The following is a 14209-nucleotide window of genomic DNA, read 5'->3' as shown; positions in this document are numbered from 1 at the left end:
ATTATACAAAAGTATGTTCGCTTTTTCATCTTGTCACCATTAAAAATACGACCCTTTCTTGTTGGTGAAAAGGTCGCATCTTTTATCATTTTTGCTGTTGTCTCTCTTGTTGAATATGCTTAAAATCACGTTCCACACGACGGTTTAAACGCACTTCAAAATACTTTCCTACACCCCATAATGCAATGATCGCCACAATTGATAAAATTAACTTGACGGGATTCGTGATAAGCTCTCGCAAATCATAACCAATATAGCTAATAAATAATATCATCGCGAACTTCCCCGCAAACAATACAATAAAATAATTCACCTTTTTAATATTTGAAATACCTGCCACTACATTGACAAGAACAGATGGCGTAAACGGTAAACAAATTAACACAAACAATGGACTTAATCCATTGCGGTCCACCCATTGAATCAGTTTTTGCATTTTTTTACGGCTCGTGAGTTTACGAATAAGCTTTGTATCGCGGAAATAACGGATTAGTAAAAACACACAATAAGAACCCGCGACTGTTCCCACCCAGGTTATTAAAAAGCCCCACCATAAACCGTACGCACTAGCGTTTGCCACAACAAATACAACGAGTGGTAAAAAGGGTAAGAACGCCTCGATAAATGGCAATAAAACACCGACAATCGGTCCTAAGCTTTCATAATATGTCGTTAATTTGTCCAGCTGCTCTAGCGTTGCAAAATCACTCATACTCCCACTCCCTGTACATATGTATTACTTACTTTAGACGCGTTCACTTTAGAAATGATGCATCTCTCTTTTATTTTGACGTTATTGTAAAAAACGAAACACCAACGAAGGTTTTGACGTTTCGCTGGTGTTTCGTGTGACAATTTATCGTCCTGTTGTAAATTTCATTTTTTGGTTTTGTGTTAATGTTTGACCATCTGTACTTACAATATTATTTTTACACCAATAAAAGCCCAATTCGATAATGATCCTCCATAAACACGGCATGTTGTGTTAAGCGTACTTCATTATCGTGATTTAATACTTCAAGCTTACAATATGCTGCGTTTACTTGAAGCGCTTTGTATAGCTCTTCTTCTGTATGAACGGTTTGTCCATTTACTTTACGAATACATTCGCCTGCCACTAGCCCCATCTTCTCTGCAGGTGAGTCTGCTAAAACGCCTGCAATGACAACGCCTTCTTTTTTGGGAATAACTGCGTATGTATCACCATTTTGCTGACGTACGATGCGCCATGTAATGAACAGACGCCCGACAAGTGCTAATATAATCCCTAATAACCCCAGCTGTGGGAAAAACACGGTAATTAAACCGATTAACATAATGATTTCGCCAAGTAATGTTACTTGCTTGCCTAGCTTCGGGAACACATCTTGCGGTAGTTTTTGACGCGCAAATTGTTGGAAGCCAATCACAATTGGGAATAATACAAGTTCAAATTGTGTGTGTCCTAGTGAGAACTGTGGCCAGTATGGGAACATCGCGCTTATCGTATCCCCTGGGATCACAAACAACGTCGGCAATAACCAAAACTGTTTCGCTTCATACGCAATGCCTCGTAAGCCGCGCTTTGTTTTCGTTAAAATAGGCGATACACGCGTTGCACTATGTCGTCGAATTAACATCCCTTCCGCAATTAAGAATGCTGCTGCAAATAACGTCACACCAACAATTGTGCCGCCAAATACATTCACATGTTCAAATGTATATGTACCAATGGTAAACGACCATTGTTGCCATTCAATAATCCACAATGCCAAAAACGCGACAACAATGGCATAAATCGCTGATCCGAATATAAACGATGTTAATAAAATACCTATACACATAAAAATAGCGAGTAAAATGAGCCATTGCACAGGAACCGTCATGCCAACTGCAACGCTTAATACCGAAATTAACGCACCGAGTAAAAGTCCTTCACGCCAAAAGCTTTTTAATTCTGACCCACCCCATAATAAACGGCGGTGAAATTGTTTTCGCTCACGTTTAACACGTCGGTAACCGATAAAAATCGCCATAGCTGTTGCAATATACAAAATAGGATTCATAAAAAAACGCGCAATTGCTCGTAACACTTCTAATAAAATATCTTGCACATTCGTCACCCTCTGTCTTTCCAATCAATAACATAATTGTACCAAATGCCTCGCTTATTGGGAACGATTTGAAATCATTGTAAATTGCCAACAAGGTCTACAAGCATCGGTTCATCTACTGGTCCTACAATATGATGCGCAATCTCACCCTGCTCATTTATAATAAACGTTGCTGGAATGGAAATTGCCTCATACTGCTTACTCACTTGCTCCTGCTCATCTAATACAATGGGAAATGTTAAATGATATTGCTCGGCAAACTGTTGAATCTTATCTAGCCCTCGGTCTGACTCAGTTAAATTCACCGCAATAATTTCAACATTATGTTCATGCTTATATTTATCATAATAACGTTGCATCGCCGGCATTTCCGCTCGGCACGGTGGACACCATGTCGCCCAAAAATTAACGATAACGCTTTTGCCGCGCATATCAGCTAATGCTAATGGCTGCTTTGTCGTTAATAATGGCAATGTAAATGATGGTGCTTCATTACCAATCTTCAAATCCCCTTCTAACGCATGTACTTCTTGCCCAACAGTTGCTGTTGTATAGGTCGTTTTAGCAATTTGCTCGCTAATGACGTTATATAAAGCAACGCTCACCAACACAAATAGTAACGTTAATGCAATCCCCTTTTTCATACGTCCTCCCCCTTAACGTTATTATACAAAAAAACACAGCATCTACTAAATAGAGATGCTGTGCTTCACAATTTATAAAGAAATATAACGTAATGGATTCACGACGCCTGGCTCTTGTCCGCGCCATGGACCTGTATGAATTTCGAAGTGTAAATGTGGTCCTGTTGAACGACCCGTGTTGCCCATTTCACCAATTTTTTGACCTGTTGCCACTGTGTCACCAACTGATACGCTAAAACTGTTTAAGTGGGCATAAACAGAAGAATATGTTTCCCCGTTAATGACATGCTGAAGCATAATAACTTTACCATAACCACCCATTGTAGACGCATATGTCACGGTACCGGCATGGGAAGCAACAATTGGTGTGCCGATTGGACTCGCAATGTCGATACCGTAATGATATTCTGGACCATCGCCAATATCACGCCAGCCGAAGCCCGATGTGAAGCGACCGGCTGCTGGGCGTACCCATGTGCCTTCCGCTACTTCTGGTGCTGCTGATTCGTACGCTGTCACCACTTGCTCTGTTGCCGTTTGTGCGTCACTTTTTGCACGCGCAGCGGCAGCTTTTTCCGCAGCGGCTTTTTCGGCTGCCGCTTTCTCAGCTGCTGCCTTCTCCGCAGCTTTACGTTCCGCTTCAATACGTGCTAGTTCTGCTAAACGTGCCTGTTCTTCAATAATCGCAGATTCAATACTTTTCTCTAGGTTTAACGCCTCTGAGAAATCGGTTTCTAGCTTCGATTTTTCTTTATATAAGCTATCTTGTTGCGCTTCTAGCTCATCAATTAAGCTGTTATTTTCTTCTCTTTGCTTCGTTAAATCCGCTTGTAATGTTTCTAACTCTTTCTTTTGTTGCTCTTGCTGTGCCTTTTTCTCAGCTAATGATGCCTTTTGTGCCTCTAGCTCCGCTTTATCTGCACGTTGCTGCTCCATAATATTACGGTCAGCTTCAATTAACGTATTCACAGCTGAAAAACGGTCAATTAAATCGGTAAAGCTGGATGCACCAAGTACAACATCTACATAGCTAATTGAATCGCCCGCTTGAATTGCGCGCGCACGGTCTGCTAATAAAATATCACGTGCTTTAATTTTTTCTTCCAATACTTCAATCGACGCTTGAAGGGCATTCATATCTTCTGTTGTTTGTTGAATAGCCTTCGTCACATCGGTAATCTTCGTGTTGGTTGCAGTAATTTTTTTGCTTAATTCTTCGATTTTTTTCGTTAATGCTTCAATAGATGCCGTCGTTGCTTGTAGCTCCGATTTCGTTTCGTCTAATGAAGAGTTTAATTCATTTTTCTTTGACTCTACCTCACGCTGTTGTTGCTGTAATTCATTTAGCGACTCCGCAAAAGTTGCTGGAGCTTGCCAAAAGAGCGCAATTGCAAGTGCAGGTGCAGTCCATTTCACCAAACGGCTTGGCTTCGACATACGCAATCCGTTCCCCCTTTTATCTTCAATTAAATACGTAAAAATTTTCGTACAGACATAAAACTTCCGAACACACCAATCACAATTGCTAAACCAATCAGTAAAGCAGACACTTCATAGACAAGCGGTGTTGGTGGTACTAGCTGAATTAATTGCCCCGATAAACGCGGTGCAATGACATCATACAGCTGATTGTATATAACGACTAATAAGCCGATTGGAATAATGGAACCAAGTATCCCTAGCCATACGCCTTCTAATAAAAATGGGATACGGACAAACGAATTACTTGCGCCTACTAGTTTCATAATTTCAATTTCATCACCACGTGCCATAATCGTAATTCGAATCGTATTGGCAATCAGGAAAATCGCTGTAAACAATAGGCCAGCAATTAACACTAAGCCCATATTACGCGCTAAATTTAGCGCATCGAATAACCGCTCTACCTTCCCTTGACCGTATGCAACCTCTTCAATCGACGCTAATTTCTCAATTTCCGCGGCTACTTGTGCAGTCTCTTGTGGATTTAATGCACGTACATAAATGACATTATGTAACGGATTACTTTGTTCATATAATGCCCAATCTTCTCCAAAATCAGCAATGAGCTTTTGCAACTCATCATCCTTTGATGAATATTCATAGGTCGCAATAGATGGTATATGTGAAATGGCTGTTAATAACGCCTTTTCTGCCTCTTCATCTGCGGTTAAATCAATCAATACTTTAATTTCAACATCGTCCTCCATATTATCGGCAATATAATTGAAGTTTGACATGAGTAGCATAAAAACGCCGACTAAAATTAATGTTACCGTTACGGCACTGACAGATGCCACGGTCATCCAACGATTTCGCCCTAATGACTTAAAGCTTTCGCGGAAATGCCGTTTTATCGTATTAGCTTTCATAGCCGTAATCTCCTCCGTACTCATCTCGCACGATTTCTCCACCATCAATCGCAATGACGCGACGACGAAGCGAGTTCACAATGTCTTTATTATGTGTTGCCATAACAATCGTCGTACCATCTTGATTAATTTCATGGAAAATATCCATAATGCCCCACGCTGTATCAGGGTCTAAATTCCCGGTTGGCTCATCTGCAATAACCACAGCTGGCTTATTCACAATCGCCCGTGCAATGGCCACACGTTGCTGTTCGCCCCCAGATAATTCATGTGGAAAATGCTGTGCCTTTTTTGCTAGACCCACTTTCGCAATGACATGCATCACTTTTTCTTTGACTATAGTAGGTTGTTGCTCAATTACCTCTAGTGCAAACGCAATATTTTCATAAACCGTTAAACGTGGCAATAATTTAAAATCTTGGAATACGACACCTAACTGTCGACGTAATAACGGTACTTTTTGATCACGCAAAGCCGTCACATCTGTATTATTGACAATAATGCTCCCAGATGTCGCACGTTCTTCACGATACATTAGCTTTATAAATGTTGATTTCCCTGCGCCACTTGGACCAACAACATACACAAATTCACCCTTATTAATTTTCACTGAAATTCCATTTGAGGCAATCACGCCATTTGGATATTTCTTATAAACATCCTTCATCTCTATCATGCTTGTATCACCTATCTCCTAAAATTCCTTTTTCATTATAACATCGCTTTTTCTGAATTAGATTACAGTTGTATTGCAATTGTAAGACATCACATAAAAAAGCAGAACCGCTCCATAGTTGGAACGATTCCGCTTTTCAAAAGTTTCTTATGCTGTTGGATTATCGACGGATGTATAGCGCACAGAAATAGAGCCTGCTTTCGTTTGCCCATCAATATATAATTTTTGTGACTGCTCAACTTCCTTCTCAAACGTTGTTGATTTCATTAAAAATTGTTGTTCTTCTTCGTGCTTGACAACGTCTTCTAAATGAACATCAATACGCCCTAAATTTGAAGCAAGTTTACCTTTAAGCGACATATTTTTCGGTACATACAACTCGACATTCCCTGCAATTGTTTCCGCTTTAATTTTTGAAGCAAATACCGTTTTTGTCGTGACTGTCACATGCCCGTTTAATGATTTTGCATCAATATCTTCGACAACACCGTCCACATATACGCGACCGTTCATCGTCTCAACTTCTAAATCACGACCGTTGACATGCTTGATATCAATTGTACCGTTACGTGATTCAAGCTTCGCATATTTAAAGGAAGCGTGCTGTAGTGAAATATTACCGTTATACGAATTGAAGCGGAATTTGTTCGCTTTCGTATCACGTACTGTAATTGCCCCGTTAATCAACTTTAACTGAATGGCTTCGTATTCTCTTTGCGGTAATGCTAACACAATATTTACTTGCGTCATTTTCAAATCACTGATTAAACGCAGTGTCTTGCCGTCGACTTCTGCGACAAAACGTTTAAAGAATGTTTGTTGTGACGCTGCTTCTTCCTCTTGCTTTAAGCCGCCACGTACTTGGCACTTCACCACAATTGTATCGTCTAATGAAGGCTCAATTGTTACGCTGCCATGTGGTACATCTACAGCCACTTCTGTTACAGCTTCTTCAAATGTATATGTGTGTTCAAATTCTGTTGCCCCAACATGTGGTACATCAAAATCTTTCACGCGATTTAACGTTGTTGATAATAAATCAAATAAGCGCGTCCCTAGCTTTGTCATATCTGCCTGCATCGATTCAAATGTTGGTTTACCTTCTTTTTTCTTAAATAGGTCATCATCAAAATCGAACCATTTCGGCTGTTTCGTGTCATTCGATTGCGCTTGCTCTGACGGCTGCTCTTTTTCAAGTAATGGTGTCGCTTGCGCTTCAACAGTAGATTGTGGCTTTTTTTCTAATGCCTCTAATAATGTTAATGCTTCTTGCGCTGAAATCGTCCCATTTTCAACTAACTGTAAAATACGTTGACGTTCATTTTGCATTGTGCGATCATCCTTTTCTATTCGATATATTACTAATACGTTATAAGCGATGTGAAAGTTTCATTTATTTTTTCGTACGCTCTTTATCACGCGCAAGTACAGGCGCTAAATATTTCCCCGTGCTAGATGCATCCACTTCACAAATCTGCTCCGGTGTACCGACCGCTACAATTGTGCCACCACGCGCACCACCCTCTGGTCCTAAATCAATGACGTGATCGGCTGTTTTAATGACATCTAAATTATGCTCAATCACAAGCACGGTATTGCCACCATCGACAAGACGATGTAGCACCTCAAGTAAACGCGCAATATCATGTGCATGTAAGCCCGTTGTCGGCTCATCTAAAATATAAAATGACTTACCGTTTGAACGACGGTGTAACTCCGATGCTAATTTCACACGCTGTGCCTCACCGCCCGATAAAGTTGTCGCCGGTTGACCAAGCTTAATATAGCCAAGCCCCACATCGACAATCGTTTGGATTTTACGGCTAATTTTCGGATGGTTTTCGAAAAACTTCAAGCCTTCTTCAACCGTCATATTGAGAACATCCGCAATATTTTTGCCTTTATATTTCACCTCTAGCGTTTCACGGTTGTAACGCTTGCCATCACATACTTCACAAGGTACATATACATCCGGTAAGAAGTGCATCTCAATTTTAATAATGCCGTCGCCTTTACATGCTTCACATCGACCACCTTTTACATTAAAGCTAAAGCGTCCTTTTTTATAGCCACGTAATTTCGCTTCATTCGTTTGTGTATACACTTCACGAATATCATCAAAAACTCCTGTATACGTTGCTGGGTTTGAACGCGGTGTACGTCCAATTGGTGATTGGTCAATATCAATTACCTTTTCAAGTTGCTCTGTACCGGTTAAATTACTGAACTTTCCAGGTCGCACTTTTGCACGCGACACTTTTTGTACGAGCGCTTTATATAAAATTTCATTAATAAGCGTTGATTTTCCAGAACCCGATACGCCGGTTACCGCAATAAATTGGCCGAGTGGGAACTCTACATCTACATCTTTTAAATTGTTCGCCGCGGCACCTGTTAACGTTAACAAACGACCATCTGGCTCACGACGCGTTGACGGCACTTCGATAAATTCCTTACCACTTAAATAGCGCCCCGTTAATGATGCGTCGTTTGCCATCACTTCTTGCGGTGTTCCTTGTGCAACAATTTGTCCACCGTGAACGCCTGCACCCGGTCCAATATCAATTAAATGATCCGCTGCCATCATTGTATCTTCATCATGCTCAACGACAATCAATGTGTTACCAATATCACGCATATTTTTTAGCGTTTGAATTAAACGGTCATTATCGCGTTGGTGCAAGCCAATCGACGGCTCATCTAAAATATAAAGGACACCTGTTAAACGAGAGCCAATTTGTGTCGCTAAACGAATACGCTGTGCCTCACCACCAGATAATGTGCCTGCTGTACGACTTAATGTTAAATAATCTAAGCCTACATTCACTAAAAATAGTAGTCGCTCTTCAATCTCACGTAAAATGAGCTTCGCAATTTGCGCATCATGTGGTGACAACGTTAAATCGTTAAAGAAGTTTTGTAGCTGTACAATTGATAAGTCCGTTACTTCACTAATATGCTTCGTTGCGACTTTTACAGCTAATGCTTCCTTCTTTAAACGGTGCCCTTCGCATGTTTGACAAGGCTGTTCCGTCATATATTTTTCCATTTGCTCACGCGTATAATCAGATGATGACTCATGATAACGGCGCTCAATATTACGAAGAACACCTTCAAACTGAATCATTTTTTCACGTACATCCCCCGCATCGCTTTCAAAACGGAATAGTAGCTCCTCTTTGCCCGAGCCTTTTAAAATTTTATTTAGCTTTGTCTTTGGAATCGACTTTACGGGCACATCCATATCAATGTCATAATGTGCGCATACAGACTGCAGCATTTGCGGGTAATATTGTGAGCTAATCGGCTTCCACGGCGCAACTGCTCCTTCACGCAATGTCAGTTCATTATTTGGGATAACTAAATCTAAATCGACTTCTAATTTTGAGCCCAAGCCGTCACATGATGGACATGCGCCGAACGGACTGTTAAATGAAAACATACGTGGCTCTAGCTCACCAATTGAAAAACCACACATTGGACAAGCATGATGTTCACTAAAAATAATCTCTTCTTCTCCAATCACATCGACAATGATACGGCCATCCGCTAAGCGTAAAGCACTTTCAATCGAATCACTTAAACGTGTTTCAATGCCTTCTTTTATGACAATCCGGTCTATTACCGCTTCAATCGTATGGCTTTTATTTTTATCTAGCTCGATATTATCATCAATATCACGAAGTTCTTTATTCACGCGCACACGCACGTAACCTTCCTTTTTCAAATCCTCCAACAGCTTTACATGCGTTCCTTTACGCCCTTCGACAAGTGGTGCTAAAATTTGCATTTTTGTACGCTCAGCATACGTCATTAAACGGTCTACCATTTGCTGCACTGTTTGTGATGTAATTTCAATACCGTGCTCCGGACAAATCGGTTTCCCAATACGCGCATAAAGCAGTCGTAAATAATCGTAAATTTCCGTTACCGTGCCGACTGTTGAACGTGGGTTACGGCTCGTTGTTTTTTGGTCGATCGAAATGGCTGGCGACAATCCTTCTATCGCATCAACATCCGGTTTATCTGCCTGCCCTAAAAATTGACGCGCATACGCAGATAATGACTCCACATAACGGCGTTGTCCTTCCGCATAAATCGTATCAAATGCCAATGACGATTTCCCTGACCCTGACAAACCAGTAATGACCACAAGTTTGTCACGTGGAATCGTCACGTTTATATCTTTTAAATTATGAGTACGTGCACCTTGCACAACTATTTCTGTATGTTTCATCGTTTTATCCTTCCGCCTTTAATTCGAAAATGGTATCGCGTAATTCTGCTGCACGTTCAAAGTCTAATGCGCGTGCGGCTTCTTTCATTTCTTGCTCAAGCGATGCCAATAATTTTTCGCGCTCTTTTTTCGTTAGCTTTTTGCCACCAACTACTTTTGTGATATAGTTTTCTGTATCCTCTGCCGCCTGTGTTGCACGAATAAGCTCTGGAATTTTCTTTGAAATCGTCTGCGGCGTAATGCCATGCTTTTCATTATAAGCAAGCTGAATCGTACGACGACGTTCCGTTTCATCAATCGCTTTTTTCATAGAGTCCGTCATTTTATCCGCGTACATAATCACTTGCCCGTTCGCATTACGCGCAGCACGTCCAATCGTTTGTATCAATGAACGCTCTGAACGCAAGAATCCTTCCTTATCCGCATCTAAAATCGCCACCAGCGATACTTCTGGAATATCTAACCCTTCTCGCAATAAGTTAATGCCAATTAACACATCATGGACCCCTTGACGTAATTCACGAATAATTTCGATACGTTCTAACGTTTTCACTTCGGAGTGTAAATATTGCACCTTTAAGCCAAGCTCTTTTAAATAGTCCGTTAAATCCTCAGACATTTTTTTCGTTAGTGTCGTAATTAACACACGCTCATTTTTCGCAATACGCTCATGAATCTCATCAATTAAATCGTCAATTTGCCCCTCAATTGGACGTACATCAATCGGTGGGTCAATTAAGCCTGTTGGACGAATAATTTGCTCGGTCATCTCTGGGGTATGCTCTAATTCATATGGTCCTGGTGTTGCCGATACAAAAATCGCTTGATGAATATGCTGCTCAAACTCATCCCACTTCAGTGGACGGTTATCGAGTGCAGATGGTAAACGGAAGCCATGCTCAACAAGTACGCCTTTACGTGCTTGGTCTCCATTATACATACCACGTACTTGCGGTAATGTAACATGTGACTCATCAACCACTAATAAAAAGTCATCAGGGAAATAATCCAGTAATGTGTACGGTGTTGCTCCTTTTTCACGCAATGTTAAATGACGTGAATAGTTTTCAATGCCTGAACAGAAGCCCATCTCCTTCATCATTTCAAGGTCATAATTCGTACGTTGCTCTAAGCGCTGCGCTTCTAATAAACGATCTTCTGCACGAAGCTCTGCTAAACGTTCTTCTAGTTCACGCTCAATATTTTCAATAGCGATTTTCATCTTTTCTTCACGCGTTACGAAGTGGGATGCTGGGAAAATCGCGACATGCTCACGCTCCCCTAAAATTTCACCAGTTAACGCATTTACTTCACGAATACGGTCAATTTCGTCGCCGAAAAATTCGACACGAATACAATGCTCATCGCGGGATGCTGGGAAAATTTCAACCACATCTCCGCGCACACGGAATGTCCCACGCGTAAAGTTCATATCATTTCGTTCATATTGAATATCCACTAAACGACGCAGTAACGCATTTCGCTCAAGCTCCATACCAGGACGCAGTGATACAAGCATTTCACGATACTCTTCAGGCGAACCTAAACCGTAAATACACGATACAGACGCAATAATAATGACATCATCTCGCTCAAATAATGATGATGTCGCAGAGTGACGTAATTTATCAATCTCTTCATTAATACTTGAATCCTTTTCAATATACGTATCCGTTTGTGGTACATACGCTTCTGGTTGGAAATAATCATAGTAGCTGACAAAATACTCAACTGCGTTATTAGGGAAAAACTCTTTAAATTCACTATATAATTGTCCAGCCAATGTTTTATTGTGTGCCATGACAAGCGTTGGTTTCTTTACTTGCTGAATGACATTCGAAATCGTAAATGTTTTCCCCGTACCCGTTGCACCAAGCAATGTCTGCATTTTTTTGCCGTTATATACACCGTCCACCAACTCCGCAATGGCTTGTGGCTGGTCACCAGACGGCTTATAATGCGATTGTAAGTCAAATTCGTTCACAACAGTTCGCCTCATTTCGTTCAAAATCGTATTCTTATTTTATCATATAACCTTTTTGAAATCGAACAAAAAGCGAACACACGTTTTATGTAACAAAAAAAGAGCAACATTTCCGAAAGTGGATGCTCGCTCTTTTTACTCACTAATATTCATCTTGTTGCAGCTCCATATACTCTTTTGTGTACACCATAAACTGTTCTTTGTCTCGCTCGCATAATGCTTCATCAATTAAATGCATTAACGTTTCGAGACGGTGTTCTCGTTGTAGGCGCTGTAAAAATAAGTCTAAATAAATCTCATTTAACAGCTTTTCGGCGTTATTTTCTCGTGATGTGTGACCAATTGCGCGTAAAAAGTCCGTATATGAATAAAACTTATCCATCGCACTCCACCTCTTTCACTTTTTTTCATTATATCGAAGTTGTCCACTAAATAACAACCACTTTCAGAAAATTAAAATATATTTATATTTTAACTTGATTCAGACAATATTATCCATTAAAATCAAACATGTAAAAGCGTTACTTTTACACTACTTGGAAAAGGAGATTAGACACATATGACTTGGCATGAATATCAAGACACGCCGCTCGTAACTGTTGACGACTATTTGGCTTCTTCCAAAACATTTGCGATTGCTAGTTACCAATATAAAGACCAGCTCTTTAGTATTGTTTATGATGTAAATGGAAAGTATTTAGTGAAAAAAAAGCCCCTTCACATCGTTCGTGATAGTTGTCGCTCCTATGGTTTTACGTATGATGAACGCGTAAACCAAGCAAAGCGCTACATCCAGAACAAACATAAACTCCCCGTTGTGATTGAACATGATTTTAATGTTCCAGTCATTCTTTTCCCACTCTACTCAGCAAAGTCAGAACATAATATTTGGCTATCTACACATGCTATTCAAGGTATTTTCAATTGTAAAACGCATTGTAATATTTCGTTTCCAAATGATAAACTTCTTTCTATTCCCGTTACACATAATGTGGTCAACACCCAGTATGCTTGTGCATGTGCATTTTCAAGAAAACTTCAAATGCTTAAATTCGAACGTCGGCTCCAGCATTTTGAACTCTAAACGAAAAGGCAATGCTGCAAACATGCCAGCATTGCCCTCTTTTTATAATTGTGAACGTAAATATGCGTGAATAAACGCGTCTAAGTCGCCATCCATGACAGCACCAGTATTTCCTGTTTCCTCGCTTGTACGGTGGTCCTTTACCATAGAATATGGGTGGAACACGTACGAACGAATTTGTGAACCCCAGCCAATTTCCTTCTGGTCGCCACGAATTTCATCTAGCTCCGCTTGTTGCTTCTCAATTTCTAATTGATACAGCTTTGCCTTTAACATATTCATCGCTTTTTCACGGTTTTTAATTTGTGAACGCTCCGCCTGACATTGTACAACAACACCTGTTGGTAAATGCGTAATACGTACAGCTGAATCTGTCGTATTGATGTGCTGACCACCCGCACCTGTTGCACGGTACGTATCAATTTTTAAATCCTCTGTACGTACATCAATTTCGATTTCTTCATTAAACTCAGGCATCACCTCACAAGAAACGAATGATGTATGACGACGACCTGATGAATCGAACGGAGAAATACGCACAAGACGATGTACACCTTTTTCTGCTTTTAAATAGCCGTATGCATTATGCCCTTTAATTGATAACGTCACCGATTTAATACCCGCTTCATCGCCTGGTAAGTAATCCATCGTTTCTACTTTAAAACCACGCTTCTCTGCCCAACGTGTATACATACGCAGTAACATTGAACCCCAATCTTGAGACTCTGTACCGCCCGCACCTGGATGTAGCTCTAAAATCGCGTTATTTTTATCATATGGCTCCGATAATAATAGTTGTAACTCAAAGTCTGCAAGCTTTGCCTTAAACGCTTCTAGCTCTGTCGCAAGCTCCGCGAGTAAATCCTCATCTGGCTCTTCACGCAGTAATTCAACTGTCATTTCTAAATTTTCTTGAATGTCCGTTAGCTCCGTATACTCTGAAACGGTTGCCTTTAACGCGTTCGCTTCATTAATAATCGTTTGCGCCGCATTTTGGTCGTTCCAGAAATTTGGGTCTAACATTTGGTCTTCAAGTTCCGCAATACGTGCTTCTTTTTCTTCTAAGTCAAAGAGACCGTTGCATAAAACTTATAAGAAGTTATAAATATAAAATTTTCGACAAGTTTTACATGTAATAGC

General features: G+C 40.5%; 11 protein-coding genes and 1 pseudogene. 1 reads left to right on the top strand and 11 read right to left on the bottom strand.

Annotated elements, in window-relative coordinates:
• Positions 1-85: 85 nt before the first annotated feature.
• The 10 genes from A6M13_RS03640 to A6M13_RS03595 form a co-directional block, all read right to left on the bottom strand.
• Positions 86-712, bottom strand: coding sequence for a TVP38/TMEM64 family protein (locus tag A6M13_RS03640; protein ID WP_066542950.1), 627 nt, complete (start codon positions 710-712; stop codon positions 86-88).
• Positions 713-929: 217 nt separating this feature from the next.
• Complete coding sequence (locus A6M13_RS03635) at positions 930-2093, bottom strand: PDZ domain-containing protein (protein WP_083998210.1); 1164 nt, start codon at positions 2091-2093, stop codon at positions 930-932.
• A 74-nt stretch (positions 2094-2167) separates the two neighbouring features.
• Positions 2168-2737, bottom strand: coding sequence for a peroxiredoxin family protein (locus A6M13_RS03630; protein ID WP_066542948.1), 570 nt, complete (start codon positions 2735-2737; stop codon positions 2168-2170).
• Between the two features lie 72 nt (positions 2738-2809).
• Positions 2810-4174, bottom strand: a complete 1365-nt coding sequence (locus tag A6M13_RS03625; RefSeq protein ID WP_066543664.1) for a murein hydrolase activator EnvC family protein — start codon at positions 4172-4174, stop codon at positions 2810-2812.
• Positions 4175-4203: 29 nt separating this feature from the next.
• Positions 4204-5088 (bottom strand): permease-like cell division protein FtsX, encoded by an 885-nt coding sequence (gene ftsX / locus A6M13_RS03620; protein ID WP_066542947.1) that lies wholly within the window; start codon positions 5086-5088, stop codon positions 4204-4206.
• Positions 5078-5764: a cell division ATP-binding protein FtsE gene (ftsE, locus tag A6M13_RS03615; protein WP_066542945.1), complete on the bottom strand. Its 687-nt coding sequence runs from the start codon at positions 5762-5764 to the stop codon at positions 5078-5080. The genes ftsX and ftsE overlap by 11 nt, the downstream gene beginning before the upstream one ends.
• A gap of 147 nt (positions 5765-5911) precedes the next feature.
• Positions 5912-7093 carry a DUF4097 family beta strand repeat-containing protein gene (locus A6M13_RS03610; protein WP_066542944.1) on the bottom strand — a complete coding sequence of 394 codons (1182 nt, stop codon included), beginning with the start codon at positions 7091-7093 and terminating at the stop codon, positions 5912-5914.
• A 64-nt stretch (positions 7094-7157) separates the two neighbouring features.
• Complete coding sequence (gene uvrA, locus A6M13_RS03605; RefSeq protein WP_066542942.1) at positions 7158-10001, bottom strand: excinuclease ABC subunit UvrA; 2844 nt, start codon at positions 9999-10001, stop codon at positions 7158-7160.
• Between the two features lie 4 nt (positions 10002-10005).
• Complete coding sequence (gene uvrB / locus A6M13_RS03600) at positions 10006-12000, bottom strand: excinuclease ABC subunit UvrB (RefSeq protein ID WP_066543663.1); 1995 nt, start codon at positions 11998-12000, stop codon at positions 10006-10008.
• 127 nt (positions 12001-12127) lie between these two features.
• Positions 12128-12367 carry an IDEAL domain-containing protein gene (locus tag A6M13_RS03595; protein ID WP_066542941.1) on the bottom strand — a complete coding sequence of 80 codons (240 nt, stop codon included), beginning with the start codon at positions 12365-12367 and terminating at the stop codon, positions 12128-12130.
• A gap of 177 nt (positions 12368-12544) precedes the next feature.
• On the opposite strand from A6M13_RS03595, the gene A6M13_RS03590 reads away from it, so the two are divergent.
• Positions 12545-13069, top strand: a complete 525-nt coding sequence (locus tag A6M13_RS03590) for a competence protein ComK (RefSeq protein ID WP_066542939.1) — start codon at positions 12545-12547, stop codon at positions 13067-13069.
• A gap of 42 nt (positions 13070-13111) precedes the next feature.
• Here A6M13_RS03590 and prfB read toward each other — a convergent pair.
• Positions 13112-14146, bottom strand: a pseudogene (prfB, locus tag A6M13_RS03585) (peptide chain release factor 2); the annotation flags it as partial.
• Between the last annotated feature and the right edge of the window lie 63 nt (positions 14147-14209).

Source organism: Caryophanon tenue (assembly GCF_001700315.1).
Classification (GTDB): domain Bacteria; phylum Bacillota; class Bacilli; order Bacillales_A; family Planococcaceae; genus Caryophanon; species Caryophanon tenue.
This window is presented reverse-complemented; position numbering and strand designations above follow the sequence as displayed.